At 45.1% G+C, this 20312-nt stretch carries 21 protein-coding genes and 2 pseudogenes; 2 read left to right on the forward strand and 21 right to left on the reverse strand.

Going from position 1 to position 20312, the window contains the following annotated elements; genetic code table 11:
* Positions 1–7 precede the first annotated feature (7 nt).
* A complete protein-coding gene (locus tag ACOZB4_RS03230) occupies positions 8–1390 on the forward strand; it encodes an ADP-ribosylglycohydrolase family protein (protein ID WP_379406061.1) in 1383 nt (460 codons plus the stop codon).
* 181 nt (positions 1391–1571) lie between these two features.
* Here ACOZB4_RS03230 and ACOZB4_RS03235 read toward each other — a convergent pair whose 3' ends face one another.
* From ACOZB4_RS03235 to ACOZB4_RS03285, 11 genes are all read right to left on the reverse strand, one after another.
* Positions 1572–2240, reverse strand: coding sequence for a DUF998 domain-containing protein (locus ACOZB4_RS03235; RefSeq protein ID WP_379406060.1), 669 nt, complete (start codon positions 2238–2240; stop codon positions 1572–1574).
* The gene (locus ACOZB4_RS03240; RefSeq protein WP_379406059.1) at positions 2225–2665 is read right to left on the reverse strand and encodes a hypothetical protein; all 441 of its coding nucleotides are present in this window, start codon (positions 2663–2665) and stop codon (positions 2225–2227) included. Before ACOZB4_RS03240 ends, ACOZB4_RS03235 begins: the two co-directional genes overlap by 16 nt.
* A 183-nt stretch (positions 2666–2848) precedes the next feature.
* Complete coding sequence (locus ACOZB4_RS03245; protein WP_379406058.1) at positions 2849–2980, reverse strand: ArsR family transcriptional regulator; 132 nt, start codon at positions 2978–2980, stop codon at positions 2849–2851.
* Positions 2981–3231: 251 nt separating this feature from the next.
* The gene (locus tag ACOZB4_RS03250) at positions 3232–4500 is read right to left on the reverse strand and encodes a cytosine deaminase (protein WP_379406057.1); all 1269 of its coding nucleotides are present in this window, start codon (positions 4498–4500) and stop codon (positions 3232–3234) included.
* Positions 4469–5746 (reverse strand): cytosine permease, encoded by a 1278-nt coding sequence (gene codB, locus ACOZB4_RS03255; RefSeq protein WP_339265111.1) that lies wholly within the window; start codon positions 5744–5746, stop codon positions 4469–4471. Before codB ends, ACOZB4_RS03250 begins: the two co-directional genes overlap by 32 nt.
* A 606-nt stretch (positions 5747–6352) precedes the next feature.
* Positions 6353–6952 (reverse strand): 50S ribosomal protein L4, encoded by a 600-nt coding sequence (gene rplD, locus ACOZB4_RS03260; RefSeq protein ID WP_379406160.1) that lies wholly within the window; start codon positions 6950–6952, stop codon positions 6353–6355.
* 447 nt (positions 6953–7399) lie between these two features.
* A complete protein-coding gene (locus ACOZB4_RS03265; protein ID WP_379406056.1) occupies positions 7400–7663 on the reverse strand; it encodes a CD3324 family protein in 264 nt (87 codons plus the stop codon).
* A gap of 164 nt (positions 7664–7827) precedes the next feature.
* A complete protein-coding gene (locus ACOZB4_RS03270) occupies positions 7828–8868 on the reverse strand; it encodes a Cfr family 23S rRNA (adenine(2503)-C(8))-methyltransferase (protein ID WP_379406055.1) in 1041 nt (346 codons plus the stop codon).
* Positions 8869–9258: 390 nt separating this feature from the next.
* Positions 9259–9603 (reverse strand): hypothetical protein, encoded by a 345-nt coding sequence (locus ACOZB4_RS03275; RefSeq protein WP_083659587.1) that lies wholly within the window; start codon positions 9601–9603, stop codon positions 9259–9261.
* Between the two features lie 6 nt (positions 9604–9609).
* Positions 9610–10041, reverse strand: coding sequence for an SHOCT-like domain-containing protein (locus ACOZB4_RS03280; protein WP_379406054.1), 432 nt, complete (start codon positions 10039–10041; stop codon positions 9610–9612).
* Between the two features lie 78 nt (positions 10042–10119).
* Positions 10120–10485: a DUF2089 domain-containing protein gene (locus ACOZB4_RS03285; RefSeq protein ID WP_076321497.1), complete on the reverse strand. Its 366-nt coding sequence runs from the start codon at positions 10483–10485 to the stop codon at positions 10120–10122.
* Positions 10486–10870: 385 nt separating this feature from the next.
* Between ACOZB4_RS03285 and ACOZB4_RS03290 the strand changes: the two genes are divergently transcribed.
* The gene (locus ACOZB4_RS03290) at positions 10871–11158 is read left to right on the forward strand and encodes a response regulator (RefSeq protein ID WP_379406053.1); all 288 of its coding nucleotides are present in this window, start codon (positions 10871–10873) and stop codon (positions 11156–11158) included.
* Between the two features lie 12 nt (positions 11159–11170).
* On the opposite strand, the gene ACOZB4_RS03295 is transcribed toward ACOZB4_RS03290, so the two are convergent.
* The 10 genes and pseudogenes from ACOZB4_RS03295 to ACOZB4_RS03340 all read right to left on the reverse strand — a co-directional run bounded on the left by ACOZB4_RS03295 (position 11171) and on the right by ACOZB4_RS03340 (position 19882).
* Positions 11171–11665 (reverse strand): DUF4358 domain-containing protein, encoded by a 495-nt coding sequence (locus ACOZB4_RS03295; RefSeq protein WP_379406052.1) that lies wholly within the window; start codon positions 11663–11665, stop codon positions 11171–11173.
* Between the two features lie 5 nt (positions 11666–11670).
* Positions 11671–12810 (reverse strand): DHHW family protein, encoded by a 1140-nt coding sequence (locus ACOZB4_RS03300; RefSeq protein ID WP_379406051.1) that lies wholly within the window; start codon positions 12808–12810, stop codon positions 11671–11673.
* A 12-nt stretch (positions 12811–12822) separates the two neighbouring features.
* Positions 12823–14229, reverse strand: coding sequence for an MBOAT family O-acyltransferase (locus ACOZB4_RS03305; RefSeq protein ID WP_379406050.1), 1407 nt, complete (start codon positions 14227–14229; stop codon positions 12823–12825).
* Between the two features lie 35 nt (positions 14230–14264).
* Entirely contained in the window at positions 14265–14942 is a 678-nt protein-coding gene (locus tag ACOZB4_RS03310; protein ID WP_379406049.1) for a GDSL-type esterase/lipase family protein, read from the reverse strand.
* A gap of 16 nt (positions 14943–14958) precedes the next feature.
* Complete coding sequence (locus ACOZB4_RS03315; protein ID WP_379406048.1) at positions 14959–15660, reverse strand: N-acetylmuramoyl-L-alanine amidase family protein; 702 nt, start codon at positions 15658–15660, stop codon at positions 14959–14961.
* A 181-nt stretch (positions 15661–15841) separates the two neighbouring features.
* Positions 15842–16381, reverse strand: a pseudogene (locus ACOZB4_RS03320) (polysaccharide deacetylase family protein); the annotation flags it as partial.
* 37 nt (positions 16382–16418) lie between these two features.
* A complete protein-coding gene (locus tag ACOZB4_RS03325) occupies positions 16419–18236 on the reverse strand; it encodes a sensor histidine kinase (protein WP_379406047.1) in 1818 nt (605 codons plus the stop codon).
* Positions 18233–18910, reverse strand: coding sequence for a response regulator transcription factor (locus ACOZB4_RS03330; protein ID WP_379406046.1), 678 nt, complete (start codon positions 18908–18910; stop codon positions 18233–18235). Before ACOZB4_RS03330 ends, ACOZB4_RS03325 begins: the two co-directional genes overlap by 4 nt.
* Positions 18911–19035: 125 nt before the next feature.
* Positions 19036–19374, reverse strand: a pseudogene (locus ACOZB4_RS03335) (GDSL-type esterase/lipase family protein); the annotation flags it as partial.
* Positions 19375–19540: 166 nt separating this feature from the next.
* Positions 19541–19882: a GDSL-type esterase/lipase family protein gene (locus ACOZB4_RS03340; RefSeq protein ID WP_379406045.1), complete on the reverse strand. Its 342-nt coding sequence runs from the start codon at positions 19880–19882 to the stop codon at positions 19541–19543.
* Between the last annotated feature and the right edge of the window lie 430 nt (positions 19883–20312).

The following is a 20312-nucleotide window of genomic DNA, read 5'->3' on the forward strand; positions in this document are numbered from 1 at the left end:
AACCGTTATGACGAAATGGATTGGACTGAGGGAATTAGTTCGGGAAGAAGTAAAACAGCGCGAAGAAGAAGGCTGTAATGTAGAAGGGATGTCCGAACGTTTGGAAGCCGCCGGCACAGACGAAGCAAACTTAATGGAAGTATACCAGGCTTTAATGGCACTTGAACCAACGGCGGATTTCAAGTATATCGAGCCGTCGGAATTGGAAGCCATTCGCGCCGAACGTCCGGATGGACCGAGAACACTGTCCGGAAAGTGGGATGAACTTAAATGGCAGGATAAATTTCATGGTGCTTGGCTCGGCCGTTCGGCTGGTTGTGCGCTCGGAAAACCTCTCGAGGCTCCTTCTTTCATGCAAGGCTCCGGCGGAAGACCCGGGTGGCACAATATTAAGTTGTGGTTCGAAGGTTCGGGGCAATGGCCGATTCGCCACTATACACCGGGCGAATCAACTGCGGAAGCCGAGCACGGTATCGAGATCGCAAGGTGGAGCAGCTTGGCGAGCTGCCGGGAGAATATTCGCTTTATGGAAACAGACGATGATATTCGTTATACCGTTCTTGGCCTACTCATGCTTGAGGAGCGCGGGCTTGATTTCAACTCCTGGGATGTGGGCAAGCTGTGGCATCGTCATTTGTCATTCGGGCAGGTATTCACAGCTGAAGCGCAGTCCTATCTTAATTTCGCGCGTGTCACTTCACATATTAGCGGCGATCGGCCAGATGACTGGGAGAAACATATCCATTGGGGACGTTCTTATCTAAATCCCTATCGCGAATGGATCGGCGCCCAGATCCGTGTGGACGGCTATGCATACGGTGCTGCCGGCCAGCCCCAGCTTGCAGCTGAGCTTGCTTGGCGGGACGCTTCCTTCTCCCATGTGAAGAATGGTATTTACGGCGCCATGTTTTGCTCGGCTATGATTGCCGCCGCATTCGTTGAAAGTGATATGAAGCGAATTGTTGAGATCGGATTGAGTGAAATTCCGAAACGCAGCCGTCTTGCAGAAGATATCGCGTTAGCGGTCAACATTGCTCAGGAAACGGAAGATTCATTAGAATTGGTGAGTAAAATATGGGAAGCATTTAAGCACTATCACCCTGTTCATACCAATAATAATGCTGCATTATGCGCGGCTGCTCTCATTCATTCCGGAGGCGATTTTGAGAAAGGCATAACAACCGCCGTACTTGGTGGCTGGGACACCGATTGCAATGGCGCCACCGTCGGTTCCATTCTTGGCGCATCACTTGGAGCAGCGGCGCTCCCTGAGAAGTGGATCTCGCCGCTAAACGATACGTTGTATGCCGATGTCAGTGGCTTCCACCCCATTGCCATCTCCGAATGCGCACAAAGAAGCTATAGTGTCTTCCGAAAATTGCAGCATTAAAATCATGAACCTCTCGATTCATACGTCCTCTTATCATTCAGCCAATCACGGTATTATTCCGAAAGCCCCATGGGGTTGAAGTAGTTGAGCCATCCTTATAGACTTAAACCGACTGCAACAGATTGCAGTCGGTTTATCGATTACGTATCCAAATGTAATTTTTCGCAATAATATGCCTCAGCTATTTCCTTTTAAAAGATCCCAGCTTTGCAGCATGGATTCCGACAATGAGTAGCCATGCAATTTCGGCTGCGATTAAGAATCGTCCGAACAAACCTGCCAGAACATCGGGTCCAAACTGTCCATCTTGGGGAATTTGAAGTACAAATAGGAGCATAGCGACTATTGCAATAACAGAACTTAGAATGAGCAGACTCCTAATCGGTCTCCAAGTATCGACTCGAGTTAGCGAAAAACTAATCAAGACTGAGGCTAGTGGCGTATAGTCAAGCATCGCTCCAATCGAATGCATTCTGCCATTGAACGTTGCATCCTCTGGACTGATAGAAATTGGATCGGTGACGAAGATCCCCGCGATGATGACGCCAATTGCACTGATCCCTAGTATGACAAGTCCTATGTATCCTGTGAAGGTACGAATTTGCGGGAAAATCGTAACCATGACACTGATTTGGGCAACCGCCAGCATTCCAAAAGACAAATGCATCATCCAACCAGAGGTGCCAAGCGCATACTCGCTGATAAAGCGCCATGTCGGATCAAATTCAGGCTCCAGAATATGAAGACTAGAAAGGATTAAAATGAACAACGTCCCAGCGAGGACCGATATAAGCGCAAATCTGGAAGCAGTCTTTGTTATAGGTTTTGCATGGACTAGCTGCTTAGCCAATTTCTATCCCTCCTGTTGTCCGTGACTCTCGTCATCGTCGATTCATATCCACCTCCACCGGGATAACTCCATGTACCTTCATTGGAGTTCCCATCAGAACTGAAAATTCCTTTGAAGTATGAAGTCGATCCCTTCTCACCTGCCCAAATGAAAAGCGTGTCTCCTTCGATCTCATAAACATAGTCGAACGTGTTGCCTAGCGTATCATAATACCGGGATCGGATATCCGTGCTTGTTCTCTCACCGAACGGCTTCAAATGCCCAATAAACTCAATGCCTTTCACTTCTTGCCCATTTTGAGAAAGCTGGACGCGTTGGATCAAAAAATGTCCGCCTTCCATCCATTCATAGGTTACCATTCCTTCGGCTCCGCCGCTGATATCCCAAGTGCCGACCAACCGATTCAGAGTTTGAAGATCAGTCATATTCACATTCTCCTTAAGCAAAATGTCTTACGATTCAAAATCAGCTTTTATCCTTGTTAGATAATTTTCAAGTGAATCTAGCCTTTTGTTCCAGACGTCCCGATAATTTAACATGTAACTCGTAATAAAACTATTGATACCTGTCATAGTTCCTCCTTTTTCTAGTAGTCCAGCTTTTACTCCTCAAAATGATTGAGACCTCTTCAAGGATAGATATATTTCCAGCTGCGCTTTGCTACGGGAGCGCACTATCCCTGCTTCGCTCAAAATGCGCAAATGACGGAATACGTGCGACTGGCTGATACTAAATGACAATTTCTCTTACCGATTTCGGACCTTTTTTAAGTAGTTCAACAATGTTGGACCGATTGACATCGGCAAAAGTGAGTAACGTTATTTGGATGACTAATGTGTTCGTGCACCCAATATACACTTTAACGTATATACATGTCAACATATATTATACACCAACAGTTCTTCCACATTGCGTTACCACCTTCATGATCTATCAGGCTGTTGTTAAACAAAAAAGTCCGCGGAATCCGCGGACTTTAATACATGGTAGATTATTTATTGAAAGTAACTTTCTCTGAACCGCCCTCAAGAACGATCGACGTGTCCTGCGGCTTCGTTTCCGCGATTTTGCGGCCGCCTCTGAACGAATAAAGCACTGCCGCCTGTTTGCGAATAGCCTCATATTCGTTCTCCGCTTCAAGAACGATGAAGTTGGCAGGCTTGCCTTCTTCAATACCGTACACGTCCTCGATATGCAGCGTTCTCGCGCTGTTTTTCGTAATGAGATCGATTGAGTTCACGATTTGATCGTAACCGAGCAACTGCGATGCATGGATGCCCATGTGCAGCACCTGAAGCATGTTACCCGTGCCTAGCGGATACCATGGATCAAAGATGTCATCGTGACCGAAGCACACATTGAGACCGGCTTCCTGCAGCTCTTTGACGCGAGTCAGCCCTCTTCTTTTCGGATACGTGTCGAAGCGTCCCTGCAGGTGGATGTTAACCAGAGGGTTGGAGACGAAATTCAGGTCAGCCATCTTCAGCAATCTAAATAATTTGTACGTATAGGCATCATTGTATGAGCCCATCGCCGTCGTGTGGCTTGCTGTCGTGCGGGAGCCCAGTCCGCGTTCGTAGGCTTCTTTGGCGACGACTTCCACGAAACGGGATTGCTCATCATCGATTTCGTCGCAATGGATGTCGATAAGACGGTCGTATTTTTCGGCGAGGTCAAACGCAACCTTCATCGAATCGACGCCATACTCCCTCGTGAATTCGAAGTGCGGAATGCCGCCGACCACATCAACGCCCATTTTCAGCGACTCTTCCAGCAATTCCGCGCCGTTCGGGTAAGAGTGAATGCCTTCCTGCGGAAAAGCAACAAGCTGGATGTCGATGTACGGTGCCATTTCTTCTTTCACTTCCAGCATCGCTTTAACTGCGGTCAAGCTTGGATCGGTAACGTCCACATGCGTCCGCACATGCTGGATGCCCTGCGCCATCTGCCACTTGAGCGCCGTTTTGGAGCGCGTTTTGACATCTTCATGCGTCAGGAACGCCTTGCGTTCTGACCAACGCTGGATGCCTTCGAACAACGTTCCGCTCAAATTCCACTCCGGCTCGCCCGCCGTTAATGTTGTGTCCAGATGAATGTGAGGTTCAATGAACGGCGGCAGCACAAGCGAGCCGCCAACGTCAATGACTTCCTCATTCGCAGTTGTTTCCAATGACTGCGTGATTTGCTCAAACTTCCCGTCTTTCACGACGATATTCCATAAGCCTTCTTTACCCCGCAATTTTGCGTTCTGTATAATCATTTATTTTCCCCTTTTCTTTGGATTCTTTGGCAGGAACGATCAGCATTAACACGATGTAGGCCACTGCCGTACCGATCAGTGCGTTCAATGGCGTGATTCCCGGAGCCAGCTGGGCGAAGGCAACGCCGATGGCCCAAGCTACCATCGCTATCCAGTTTACCTTCTTGAAAGTCATGTCGGCAAACGGTTTATAGTTTCTGCGCTTCACGAAGAAGTAGTCCGCGATGATGATGGCCCCGATGGACGGGATCGCCGCGCCCAGCACATTCAGGAAACCGACGAAATTGTTGTACATCCACATGGCCAATATGGTACCTACGATGCCATTTACAATGACGAAGAACTTTTTCGGAATTTTCGTAATGTTGGCAAAACCCAGCCCGGAAGCATAAAGAGCGTTATCGTTGGTCGTCCAAATATTCAGTCCCAGAACGATGATCGCCGGAATAATCAGCCCTTGCAGGAACATGACCTCCGAGATATCTGCCTGCTTATATGCCATTGCGCCGACTGCGCCGAACAGGAACATGAGTGAGTTCCCCAGGAAGAACGCAATGACCGTCGCAGTAACCGCCTGCCGGGACGTTCGAGAAAACCGGGCGAAATCGGGAGTCAGTGTTCCGCCGCTAATGAATGACCCGATACAAATGGTCAATGCCGCTGCCGCGGTGAGCGTCTGGGTCGGGGTGTAATCGAGCAATCCTTGCAGTCCGCCCAAGGAGCCTGTCCCTTCGAACATGGAGTAACCGCCAAGAATGGTAATAGCCGGTACCGCAATATAGCCCAGAATGACGAGCGATTTCATGCCGAAGATTGCTGATGCCGTCATGGCGAGACCAAATATGAAGATCAACAGGTACACATTCCAATCCATCGCTTTGGCAACCGGAATCGCGAACATGGCCACACCGACGCCGAACCAACCGACCTGCGTAAAGCCGAGCAGGAATGAAGGCAGGTACGAGCCTTTCTCACCAAACGCATACTTTGCCAGCAAATGCGTGGAAAGGCCCGTTTTGGCAGCGATATGTGCCAGCGCTCCCGTATAGATGCCGAGTGCCAAATTGCCTGCAAGCACGATTCCAATGAACTCCATGAACGTCAAGCCGACTCCGAGCGTCCCCCCTGCCAGCATGCTTGCCGAAAAGAAAGTGAATCCTAACATGACGGATAACGTCTTCCAAAAATGGTTTCTCTGCGTTTTCGGTACCGCTTGCCACGAAAACTCTTGATCTTGTTTGCTCATCAGAATACCTCCAGGTTAAAGTGTTCTGATACCAAAGAAGCAGAAAAAAGAGGCTACTCGTCAAGTCTTAACTGACAAGTAGCCTCTTTTTCACATCATAACCCGCGCGAAGACGCAGAGCATCCCCTGACGGAATATGCACTAATCCTCGCATGATTATAAAAATCCGCTGCCCTTGCCAGCCTCTCTGGACTGAATTAAAGGTACCAGTATTCAATTACATTCTATTATTTTGGAAAAACCTACAGTTGTCAATGTTATAATTATCCAATGGTTGAAATCCTCTTAAGTAAATGTTCTTTTTGCAGGTTGCCTTTTCGCATGGCCGCTGCATGTACTGGTTTATGTAAGAACGAATTGCAATTATTTCAACATGTTCTTGGAAATGATGTTACTGTCGAACGGATCGAATACATCCTATCAGGTGGAAGAAGCTGCATTTACAGGGTTCATAAATGAAGAATCCCCTCCAAGTGAACTTAATGTGCTTTTACACACAGTCTACTTAAAGGGGATCTTATCCATTTAGCGATCGTTGTTCTGCGACTCTAAAAGTTCATATGGGCCTTGTACTTTTCTTCATCACCCCATTTCCAATGGTGCTTTTTAGTTATAGACTTCTGTAACTATATTTATAGCATCCTTAGCTATAATGAGCGTGTCACAATTAAGAATATCATATACATTCAGCGAGTTGGCTTCAGTGGTCTGCACATCTGGAATGTTATTTGCACTTTTATACACGATGTGATCCACCTCAGGTGTTACAATTAGCACTTTCTTATTGGCATGAAGAGCTTTAAGCATCGCGACGATACCTTTTGTCCTGTAGCTTTCAAGCTTAATATGGTCAACTACAATGAGTTCATCATCTTGCACTTTGGCGGATAAAGCTGATTTGATCGCAAGACGTTTAACCTTTTTATTGAGACGATATCCATATTCACGAGGTTTGGGACCGAACGCAATACCTCCGTGACGCCAGTGCGGCATACGAATGGAACCCGCTCGAGATCTATTAATTTTATTTTGTTTATAGGGTTTTCTACCTCCACCTCTAACTTCGCCACGAGTTAAAGTCGAGTGTGTTCCACTTCGTTTGTTCGCAAGATGGTTAACAACAGCTTCATGCAGTACCGATTCGTTGGGGATAATACCGAAGATGGATTCTTCAAGTTCCATTTCACCCGTAATGTTACCTTCCATATTATAAATAGAAACGTTTAACAAACTTAGCTACCTCCTGATTATCATCGTAAAAAAGTGGATTTCATTATAGGAACGGACAGCTCAAAAGTGAGCAGAAATCATGATAATCAGTAGTTTATTGGATTTTGAATATCAACATTTTCTTTCTACTCACTTATATTACAATCGAAGTATCTACGATAACATCCATCACTTCGACCCCCTCTTGGTGCAAATTTAAATGGTTAATACCCAATGTGCCCCTTACATCTACACGATAACAGATAGAAAATTCATGATCTATATACAAAACGATGCTGTAGTATTTTATATTTGTTAACTCAGAACTAATGCTAATTAACATGTAGTGTGTACTCCGAGTGCAGATTTCTTCTTTTCATTATAAAAATCCCTTCAAGAGTAACAGTGCTCGTGTTTAGCACTCTTGAAGGGAAAAGTAGGCATCTATTTCTGATATATTATTTTTCTGATAGCATAGGTTGATAAATAGAATGATTCTGCGAGTTCCTCGACTGAAGCGCCAGCTAAATATGCATTCAGAATATCATTATTTCTTTTGTTAATCTCTTTTCGTGCGCCGGACAGCTCTCCCCAGACTTTATGTTCATTTTTTTTAGCGGGTATATAGAGGTATTCTCCTTGTATATACTCCTGCAGTTTTTCAACTAGTTCCTCCGGCAAGACGACAGTAGCATTAATATATCTCACGAACGACTCACTCCTTGAAATTATAGTTCAAGTAGCAAAGCCAGTTTAAATTTTGTTGGCTACTCCATGCAAATGCTGAAAACCGGCTCTGCATGGAGAATCACATGTGTTATCGATGTATTTTTATGGGACATTGTATTCCCCCTGGTCAGTTGATCGAGTTATTAAATTTTCCCGTTTGATCCATATAGTTGGCCGCATGCTGCGTTAATGTCTGATCCAAATTGGGTCCTGACGGTGACGTTAATCCCCTTTGACTTCAAGATTTTAAGGAACATATTGATGCTGTTCTGATCCGACTCTACAAAACTTTGTGATGTGGCATCAGTAGAATTGTAAGGGATTAGATTGACATGATATAAATGTTCCCATGATCCTCTGCCACGCAACAAATCTGCTACAGCTTCAGCATGTTTAGTTGTATCGTTGATACCCCTCAGCAGGATATAAGCAATGTAGACCTTTCGCTTCGTTTGTTGAATATGCTCATCCAACACGGTCATAACTTCTTCCAATGGAAAATGATTGTTAATTGGCATTAACTCACTTCGCTGATCATTAAACGGTGAATGTAGGGAGAAGGTTAAATTAATCTGTGGAAATTCCTTCGTCAACTTTTTTACTCCAGGTAATATACCTATTGTGGAAACCGTAATTCTTCGATGTCCTAAACCGAAATGTTTAGGATCCGTCAGCACATGCAATGCATCAAATACATATGGGTTTGCAAGTGCCTCTCCCATCCCCATAAAGGACACACTGTCCAAGGGATAGTTATTCAAAGTAAAGTAAAGAAGTTGATCCGTTATTTCATCCGTTGTGAGATTCCTTTTCAAACCAAGTGTTCCCGTAGCACAAAATGTACAACCAAATCCGCAACCACACTGCGAAGAGATACAATAGGATTCCCATCCAGTTTTATAACTTAACCTTACGGACTCAATGAATTCATCGCCAGGGATGGCAAACAGCATTTTACTAACTTGATTGGATTTCTGCTCCATTTTTGGTGTGATGCTTAACACATTGTTTCCAAGCTCTTTGATTAGTTCATTTCTTAATGGCTTAGGCAAGTTGTTCATTGCTTCAAAAGTTCCAATCCTGTTCCTGAAGATTGCCTCTGTTATTTGCGAATATCTATAATTCGGTTGCTTTAGAGCCGATAAGATCTTACGAATTTTCTCATACTTCGATAAATGCTTCATATCTATCTCCCTTTAAACGGAGAAAACGCAAAAAAGCACCAGCTTACCGGTGCTTTTTTGCGTACATTAACCTAACTATACCTATACAGAAATAAGAGACTACCTATAAATAAGTCACGAACTGTATATATGCATAGAAGGATAAAGTTCCGGTATCTGATTTGTTATTTTGTGAACCTGATCAAACATCGCCTTAAATGACAGGTTCACATGTACATCTACAATTTCAGAAGCAGTCATCACTTTATCCCTCCCATTCAATTCATCATTGTAATCACATAAAAAACTTAACACAATTTATAACTTACGGTCAAGGAGTGTCATTTACGTTATATCTCTGCCTTCTTTGGTTCTGGCAATATGTAGAGACGCAATAAATGAAAGCTTCGCCTACAATTTAATCAACACTTCCGTGCCGTCCTGAGTCTGGACATCGACCAGAACCGTCCCTTTGCAACCTTGCAACTCCTTGATGAGCTGCCTGATCGCTTGCTTCGTGCTTTCGTTTTCGAGAATCGACTGTACCAGTTCAATCCCAAACCGGCTGCAGTCCGAATCGAAATCATCCTTCCGGCTCAAATGCTCACCCGCGTGTCCGTCGTGCTTGCTCAGCCAATCCTTCATTTTGCGCTGGACTAAATTGGAAGTCAGGATACCGCTCCCTATACGCAATACGGCATATGGGACTGGAATCGTAAAAGCGTGCTCCTTGCTCTTAACCTTCACAATTATCATAACCCATCACTCAATCACTACAGTGACGGTATCCTTATCACCGGAGCGGATGTCAACGATTTGCCCGTCAAGCTCATTCTCGATTGCATCGATCAGCAGATCAATATCGATATCCTTCACATATTTCGCCGCCTGCGGAATATTGGACGCAATGCTGTGCCCCGCTCCGAGAACAGCCTTTACCAGTTTAATCGGCAAATTGATGTTCACATTATCGTTCTCTTGGGAGGTTACCCGTATTTTCAACGTTTTGTCTAAATAACCGCCGGATGAATGTGACAGTTTCTTCGAATAGTCGGGTTTCCCCAGCACCTGCACGGCATGTGATGGATGAGCCGTTTGCTTCTCCTTTAGCGCGTCGATCAACTCCGAAGCCTTGTCAGAATCAATTTTGCCTTCCTGCATCATGGACAGCACTTTACTGATTTCTTCTTTCATCGTTTCTTCCTCCTAAAAGTTTTTGTGAACGATGCTTCCTGAATCGGCTTCGTAAAAACTCGCTTCGGAAGCATAGGCTCATTCATCCTTCAACATTTTGACCGCTTCATCCGCGGTGATATCGCCATTCTCCAGCATGGAAATGACTTTCTTCTCATCAACTTCCGGCTTCTTCCGCGTATCATATCCGAGGGCTGTAATGATATCATTGAGCTTGCCTCGTACCGTCGGGTAAGATATGCCCAGCTCTTTCTCCACTTCCTTTATATTGCCTCTGTTTACTAGAAAGGTGATCACAAAATGGAGTTGTTCGGGCGAGAGTAGAGCCAGCTTTGATAATTCAAACGTGTTCTCAATCGTCGTTCGGCAATGTCCGCATTCCAGCTTAACGGCGTGCAGTTGGTGGTCACATACAGGACACTGTGTGATGATGGGATATTTCATGCTCTACTCCTTTCTTTTTTTGAATTATAAATCAATATATTCAATTTGTAAATGCGCATAAAATTAATTTAATTAATTTCGTGATTAATTTTATTTATTACAAGAGCTGGAATCCCAAAAAATTTAAAATTCTATATTAAAAAAGAAAGCCTCAACGAATCCATCAGGATGGAGCCCAGTTTCAACCCGGTTCATCCCTATCGACTCGATGTGACTCTTTTCCAAAACCTCCATCACTTAAGTGGAACTATTCTTTTAACAAAAAAGCTGCGAGTTCGCGACTCCTAAAGCTACATGTTCTTATCCTCCGATTAAAAACGGATTGGTCTGCTGAATCATCTTTGATATGCTGATATCAAACATTGGATACGGGAGATGAACATGTGTGTATAAAATACTGATCGTGGACGATGAAGCGGATCTTCGAAAGCTGCTGACCGATTACTTTGAAATCAACGGGTATTTCGCCATGACGGCCAAGGACAGCCGGGAGGCCCTGCGTAAAGTGGAACAAGGACCCGATCTCGTTTTGCTGGATATCAACATGCCTGGGCAGAACGGTCTTGAAGTATGCGAAATCATCAGAGATTTCGTCTCGTGCCCAATCTTATTTTTAACCGCTCGAGTCGAAGATGCCGATAAAGTAGCCGGCTTACGGGGTCTACTGCTCTAGTTAGGCTTTGTGTTAAAATGCGCTGTCAAACGTACGCTCCATTGAGTCAGCCTTTTTAGAAACCGCGAAAAAGACAAATGGCCCCTTCGTCTTTAGCACATGATGATCGACCAGAAAATATTCATCTGGTCGATAATCCTTGAATTTCATTTTCTGTGCTTCGATTCGTTGCTCAATATTCTCTTTGACGCTTTCTGCCTGACGCTCATCCTTTAGCTTGATGACGGCCAATTCATCAGCTTTTACATTCGATGTAGACGTATAAAGAATAAAATCATCCACGCTGTCTGTATCCATCTTATACAATTTCTGCAGCTTATTCAGATCCTGCTTTTTCATTTCTTTTAGGCTCACTGCCTGTTCGATACTTTTTCCGATTTCGGTAGCCGACAGTTGTTCTGAAGTCTTGTCATCCTTGCCTGCGCATCCGGACAAAACGCCAATCACGACGACGAATGCAAGCATAACCGAGTAAAAGCTTCTTTTTTCTGTACATTGTTTTTTCATTTTGATCACTCCGTTAGATTTGTTATGGATGGGTCCTCGAAAAACGTATTCGCATTATAAAGCAATAGCATGTCCTGGATCCCCTGTTCGTTCGCAAGCGACGCTAAATCCTCCTCATAATACCGAAGGTCTACCACATGTATTTCGCTATAATGCTTTAATAAGAAAGGAATCAGGCTGTTAGCATACGAATCTTTAACCACCAGCAGCTTTCTACCACTCGGATTAGCCGTTTTAATATGGATTCGTGCATGATTACCTTTAAGAAACACCGCATATTTATCCTTCCTCTGCAGCTGCTCCATCGCATACAATGAATCCGTGGTCTTCTCTTCATCGACATACGTTACGGTATATTTCTCTTGATCCTTTGGCAAATAAAGCTGCAAGCGATCGGGCTGTATATGTCTGAAACCGCTTTTTGAATAAAGTGAGCCGTAAAATTCATCGGTTACTTGATGGATGTTAAACTCTGCCTCTTTCTGTGGTGTCAGCCCCATTTGTCTGCAAAGTTCCAGGTAAGCTATATAAGCTCCTTTCGTCGTCCAATGATGATCGGTTTTATAAAAAACATGTTGCTCCCGTTCGGCATATAAAGCGGAGAACACATCGACAAAACGAATATTGGGATGCAGGAAGCGCCGGACCTTTTCCAGGTACGCTTCTTCATCGCCGACCATGGCATATTTCGGGAGCTTGTCTTTATACAGAGCCGCTGCCGTCGGCACCAACATCACATATTTTTGCATTTTCGGTGTGGCCTGGTCAAACGCATGAATGGCATCAACCTTCCCCTTCCAATCCTCTTCTGCGGGGGGAATAAAATTCTGAATCAGATACCCGTCTTTGCCGATGTAAATTCCGTTGTTCTCCTTTTTCCCCATCATGCGGTCCGTATCGGTTTTTGTCCCGATCCAAAAGTCTCTGAAAACAAATTGGTCGGACACATATTTTTCGAAATCAAGAGTGAAATCACCAGACACCAATGCTTTCAGTGAGAAATGCGGCAGCTGCTCCAGCATCCGATTCTCAGATTCCGATAATGTACGATCCGGCGCCACAAGATTGAGAGCGGTGATCGCTCCTATAAATATCAGCAGTAATAAGGCCAGCAACTTCCGGTTGATTTTGTCATATTTGTTCATAGCTGTCCCCTTTTAAAATCGAAAATATAAAAACGGATTGTAGGTTGCATTGACCAAATAAGCCGTCGACAGAACCATGAATAGAAAATAGATAACCGGTACGGCAATCATGCTGGCAATTCTCCATTTTTCCTTTATGAAGGATAACATCTTTCCCGGAAGCGGAGTCGCACAGAATGCCAATACGACTAGTAATACAACATTCGTAGACAAATCATAGAGCGCCTGCTGATCCACAAAAACATGCCCGCCGAAACCGAACATCGCGCCAATGAAACGCCAAGCGGAAGAGAGTGTCTCCATTTCGAACAAAACCCAGCCGATGATGACGACCAGAAGCGTATAGACATGGCCGACAAAAGCAGATCTGCGTTCCAACCATTGCAGAAGCAATAGTTTCTCGATGATCACAAAGAATCCGAAATACAAGCCCCACACGATAAAGTTCCAGCTGGCGCCATGCCATAATCCGGTTAAAAACCATACAATCAGTAAATTCCGGAGCTGCTTCTTAAGCCCTGATCGATTACCGCCAAGCGGTATATAAACGTACTCCCGAAACCAGCTGCCGAGCGAAATATGCCATCTGCGCCAAAATTCGGTTACACTTTTAGAGATGTAGGGATAACGGAAATTTTCCATGAAATCAAATCCGAACATTTTCCCCAGTCCCCGTGCCATATCAGAATAACCGCTGAAGTCAAAATAGATTTGCAGTGTAAATGCGGTAATGCCAAGCCAGGCGGAGAGTACGCTCAGTTCCTCAATCGGCGTCGCTTTAACACTCACCCACAATAATCCGATATTATTGGCGAGCAGCACTTTTTTGGCAAGTCCCCTGATGAACAGTTCCGCCCCTTCGCCAAAACGGTCCAGCGACACCTTACGGGAAACAAGCTGTTCCGCAATATCGCCGTATTTGACGATGGGACCCGCTACAAGCTGCGGGAACATGGTCACATATGCCCCAAAAGAGATGAAATTTCTCTGCACCGATACTTTATCCAAGTAAACGTCAACGACATAAGACATCGTTTGAAAGGTATAGAAAGATATGCCCACAGGCAGCGGCAAATCGGCCGCTTGGATATTCATGTGAAACAACTGATTGATGTTGTCCACGACAAAATCCGCATATTTGAAAAATCCGAGAATCCCAAGACTGCCGACCATCGAGCCGATAAAAATCGATCTGGCAATCAGCTTCCGATGTCTATATTTATCGATCAGCAGCCCGTTGATATAATCGAAGACCATGGAGAAGATCATAATAAAAATGTATAAAGGCTCTCCCCATGCATAAAAGATCAGGCTGACAACAAGGAGGACAGCATTTCGAAATTTCATCGGAGATACGTAATAGATCAGAATGGTTACCGGCAGAAAGAGGAACAGGAATATTAGGCTGCTAAAGACCAATACTCACACCCCCATGTTGATTGATCCATTGCATGCTATTCCACTTGATCTTTTAGCAGATCCAGCATTCTAGTGTAAAACTCTGGTTTGAAATGAATGCCGTCCGAGTCGTACAGATCATTTGAGCCGTTTGAAAATATTGGGGACAAGTCAACATATCCAATGTTCTCTTTCTCCGCCAACTCTTTTAAGCCTTGGTTATAATCATTGATATTTTTGTATCTTGGTTCCAGTTCTTCCGCTTTCGCTGTCACCGGAGTTACTGATAAAAGGGTTACTTTCGCTTGTGGAAGTTTTTCCTTGATCATACTGATCAGCTTCGCATAGTTATTCATGGAATAGGCTTTGGGGTTATCCGCTGGCCATAAAATGTCATCCGAACCCAAGAGGATAAAGATTCGTTCCGGGTCCCGCTTGATCAACTCATCCATATCTTGAAGTGCAAACTCCGCCGTTTTACCTGCGCCTGCCAGAACATTCTCCTCTTTAAGCACATCATGGAAAGATAATCCCTCCGTAATGGAATCCCCAAAAAATACGCTGTTCTGGAAGAACACTTGATACGTGGTTTCTACTGAGTCTTTTGATACCGTTGCCTGTCCTTGGTTTTGAGTGGTCGGTTGCTGCGGACTCAAGCTTGTGGATTCGTTTCCGCATGCTGCTAAAGCAAGTGTAATACTCCCAATTAGTAGGGTTGTAACTATTTTTTTCATGTTCATGTTCCTCTCTTTAATTTAAATTTAGAGCTTCTTTAATTCCGTCTAGCATGGAGCTTGCCATCCGGTATTGGAAATCATCCGACAGCATTTCATTCTCTTCTTGCGGATTCGTTAAATACCCCATTTCGATTAGAGCCGCCGGCATGTTCGAATCCTTCAAGACGAAGAAATCCTCTTTTTTTACTCCCCGGTCCCGAAATCCGCTGTTTTGGACGATATGCTTTTGCAAAATTTCCGCCAAGAACAGGGAATCTTCATGGTAATAGTAGGTTTCAGTACCTGAAACGCTAGCGTCTTCGTACGTATTCCCGTGAATGGATATGAACAAATCCGCACCCAGTTGATTGCCGATTTCCGGCCGTTCCCGGTCAATCGAAGATATAAAGCGATCTTCTGATCGAGTGAGAACCACCTCAATTTGCGGCTCCTGTTTCGCCAGTTCTTCTACTTTAAGCGCTACCTGCAGCGTAAAATCCTTCTCAAAATTTCCACTGGCTCCCGTTGCACCGTTATCCTTACCGCCATGTCCTGAATCAATCACGACCTTATAAGGGGTTTCTGGCTGGTGTTCTAGCATTCTTATCTTATCCGAGCGGACATCCATGCCGGTTTTACGGTCGCTTGCTGTCCCTTCCCCGGAAACAAGTTGATACAGCAGAACGATCACCAGCACAGACAAAAGGGTGATTATAATCGAGCTGCCTTTTTTCATACGTTCTCTCCTCCTCCTGAAAAAAGTTTAATCTTCAGAGATAAAGATAAGGTGCAGATAATATCAAACTTCCATAGAGTATTAGGCTTAGGTTGCGGCAAACAAAAGGAAGCTGTTCCTGACAGGTCCATAAGAGACCTTCAAGAACAGCTCCCTGTTCCAAAGGATGCTATTGCTGCGTCTACAAGCGATGATCCTTTTGAAAATTCAAGTGAAAATGCTCGTTATCGTCGTAAACACCAAATCGGTAGCCTTCTTCTTCGTAGAATTCGATGATCTCCGGAAGAACCTACAGGGTTTGCGGCTTTTCGTGCATCAATACGACTTCCAAATCGACTTTTGTTGCTTGTTTGATATTCTCGACAATTTGATCCGGGTGATCCTTCAGTTGCCAATCATTCGATTCAATGGTCCAATCCCAAATCTTGATTCCTTCTTGGGCAATTTGGTCGCGCAGCATCTTATCGTCCAGTCCAGGCGCTGAACCGTATGGCGGACGTACCAAATTCGGTTGTTTACCTGTAATTTCATGGATGAACGCCAAGTTGTCTTTCATCTCAGATACGAATTGCCTCTCTTCATACAGTTTATTGTATTGATGAGTCATGCTGTGCCCGCCAATATAGTGTCCCTCGTCTGCTGCACGCTTCACGACACTTTGCAGATCCTTGCGCTGCAGGTTGCTTCCTTGCATAAGAAAAACGTCTATCGACGTACTTTCTCAGTAGACATAAATTAAAAAAGCGCAGAACCGGGTTCTACGCTTTCTTATTCAAATGAAAATAGAATAGGACTCCATTGGGAGTGTTGGTGACACCGTATGGGACGCCATGCATTTCCAGAATCTTTTTGGAGATGGCGAGGCCAAGCCCGGTCCCTCCAGTCGACCGCTTTCGAGAAGGCTCGCCGCGATAAAATCGGTCCCAGATCTTCTCAAGCTGTTCGCCTTGAATGTGCGCTCCTTTATTTTCGATGCATACTTTAACGGTGTCGCCATCTTCCAAGATGCTGACGAGAATAGACTCCTGCTCCGGCGTATAGCGAATCGCGTTGCTGAGGAAATTGACAACGACTTGCTCAATTCGCCGCTCATTTGCGAGCACTTCGACAGGTTTCAGTGACATATCAAGATGTAATTGCTTGGCCTCGATGTCCGCAGCCAATTTTGCGCATACCCGCTCGATAACGGCGTCGATATAAAAAGAATCCATATCCATGGTATACGTTCCGGATTCATATTTGGCCAATTCCAGCATATCCACGATCAGCAGATCCATTCTTTTGACTTCGTCCTCCATCGCCTTGAAGTAATAATCCCTTTTATGGCTTGCCACCCCGTCCTTCATAACGGCCAGGCAGCTCTGAATGACACTTAGAGGAGTCTTCAGCTCATGGGATACGCCGGATATAAATTCTTTTCTCGTATTCTCCAGCTGCTTCTCTTTCTCGATGTCCTGCTCAAGCTGGAGAATATGGGAGTGCAGCCGCTCGGAGAGCTCATTAATGTTGCGCGACAAGTCTCCGATTTCATCTTTCGATGTGATCGGGATTTTCTCCGAGAAATCGAGGTCTGCCATTTGCCGGGTGGTGCGGTTGATGCGCAGCAGCGGCCTGGCGATCTGGCGGGAATAATAGAACGATGCCAGCATCACGAGGAGAAGCGTCGCGATAATGATGTAAGCATAATAATTTTGGATCATTCCCGCGGCTTCGTTGACCGGCTGAAGCGACGTCATCGCGAACAAGTATGCCGGATTACCGTCACCATCTTGAATGCGGTCCACGAAAATTTTATAGTCCACGCGGTATTCCTCGACATCCATAGTCCGATTCGAATTCACGGCAGGATCATAGTCGCCGTACAGCAGATCCGCTTGGAAAGCTTTGATACGGTCCAGAAACAAGTGATTCGTATAACGAGAAACTTCTGCGCCTTTCGGTATCCGGACTTTCGCAATGGTTCCTTTGACCAGAAATCCGGGATATTTTTCACGATATTGGATCACGTTCGTTCGATTGAGGACCTCGCCCTCTTTGTTCACCATCTGCCGATTTTCCAGCTGGTTTTCCTCTCTCAGATTATATGCGTGCCTCGCCATCCGCTGGATCACCGGCTTATTGTTCATGATCAAGCCTTCGATCGCAATCGGTTCCCCTTCTTTGATCCAAGGAGTGAGGAACGGATTATTGCTGCTGAAGTCCTCTACGTTGATAAAACTGTATAGAGGTACGTTCAACGTTTTATTGGAGAACATGGCATCATCCGAATGTTCCAGCTTGATTTCCATGATGTAATCTTCGGTATATTTCAGATTCCCCCGGGCGTCCAGCGTCGCGATCCATGTGTTGTTCTTTTGATAGAAGTCTTGCTCGAGCTTGACCATCTCTTGGGCGTTCGCGGCACGATTCAAGTCGCTTTGTTCATAAGCCTGCAGCGCCTTGTTAACGCTCTTCACTTTCTGGTGAACATAATACTGTTTGAAAAATACGGTTTGCCCTATAAAAATCACGGCAAGAATGAACAAACATAATCCCGTCGTTAATAGGAACAGCTTAAGAACAATGCCTTTTTTCATAACTTCTCCTCGAATTTATAACCTGATCGAACAATCGTGGCAATATGCTTGGCATGCTCCCCTAGCTTGGAACGCAAATTGCGGATATGACTGTTGACAGTCCGATCGTCGCCGACAAAATCATACCCCCAGATTTTTGTAATCAGCTGTTCTCTGGTGATAATAATTCCTTTGTTTTTCATCAGATAAGCCAAAATTTCAAATTCCGTATGCGTCAAACTGCAGTTTACCCCATCCACCGTAACCGTTCGGGATGGAAAGTGGATGGAAATACCGTTGCTGGACAATGCATCGTCTTCCTGGTCCCGGGTCTGTCTGCTCTCCAAAAGCCGCTTCGCCCGGGCCAGCAGGATTGCAGGGCTGTACGGTTTGGTTACGTAGTCGTCGGCTCCCAGTTCAAACCCCATCAAGGTATCATCCTCATCCGAACGGGCCGTCAGCATGATAATTGGAACGTTTGATACTTTTCGGATGCGTTTGCATACAGACCATCCATCCAATTCAGGGAGCATGATATCCAGAATGATCAGATCCAGCTCATGTTCCTGGAATAGGGCCAGAGCTTTTTTTCCATCGTCTGCTTCAAGCACTTCATAACCTTCTTCAAGCAAATAATCTTTTATGATTTCTCGTAAAATCTGCTCATCTTCTACAATCATTATTGTTTTAGACATGTGACAACCTCTCAAGTTTTAATGAGCATGACATTAGCCCTTAGACTCACCAGTATGTGCATCATTTGGATATTAGCACTTTTTCACATGCTAGACAAACGTTGTTATCTAAATACAACTCTAATCTATTTTGGGACCAAAATCGCATATCTGGCGGCACTCCTAAACCTGCCACTTCCCTCCTTTACGAATTCCATCAGGTAATCCAGAAGCAGCGGATAGAAATCCGGCTTGAAGTGAACGCCGTTGTCCGCGTAACGGATTTTGTTGGCGGCAAAGAAGGTTGACAAGTCCACGCAATCGACTTTCATTTCATCCGCCAACGGATCAAGTGCTTGGTTGTAGTCCGTAATGTTCGCATCCCGAGGCTCTTGCTTCACGGCTTCCTCGTCGACTGGCGGGATCGACAGGATGTAAAGACCGGTCTTGGGCAGCTTGTTCCGAATGCTGCTGATCAGCTGGCGATAGTTCTCGACGAATTTCTACTTATCCGACAAGGCAAAATGCGTTCGTGAAATGAGAGCCGTCATCGTATTGAATCTTGTGCTCCCGGAAAATCGGGGCAAGGTCAATGTAGTCTACTCCCTTCTCCTTCGCCATCTTCTGCAGAGCCGCATTGAATGTTTCAATCTACGGGTTCATGGTCGCACTGAACGGCGTTGCGGTATCTACCGGCGTAATCGACAGTACGTACACGCGCGCCGTCGGCAATAGTTCCCTTATACGATCAACCAGATGGGTGTATTGCTGTATGAACGTCTTCTTCGCTTCCTCCGTCGGTTCCCCTAGATCGTTCTGCCCCATTGACAGGAACACATACGACGGTTTGCGGCTGGTGATCTCTTCGACGTTGTCCAGCGTAGATTGGACCGTTGCGCCCAATCCCCCCATAACGTTTGCCCCAGGCAGCAGGTCCTCGTTCGTCAGTCCTCCGATAATTGAGTCGCCTAGGAACAAGCTGCTGCCGAACAATTCCTGGGCTCCTGCGTCGTACCGAGCTTAGACTGACCCTTGTTGTCAGCCACACTACAGGCGACGAGGGTCGATAGTATCACTGTTGACAAAAAAATGCTTACCCAGCGTTGTATCATTTTCACACACAAAAACTCCTTTCTTGCAAGGTATCCATATCATAGGATAGAGAAATCAATTTCAGGTGCAGAAAGGATCAATTCGTCTTCAATTTATACAACAATCGCTCTGATACTGAATTTAAATGGAATGAATTTGAATTGCTCAGTTTAGAAGCAGCAATGGACGATGAGATATGGAAATCAGAAATAACGGCGTGGTGGGAGGAATTTTTTGATTTCATAATGTCGAATACAATAGAGTTCCCATGATAAAAATAGGTAAGGCACACAACCTTAGTTCGGTACTCAACCGGACTAAGGTTGTGTGC

Source organism: Paenibacillus sp. NPDC058898 (assembly GCF_049316025.1).
Lineage (GTDB): Bacteria > Bacillota > Bacilli > Paenibacillales > Paenibacillaceae > Paenibacillus_AQ.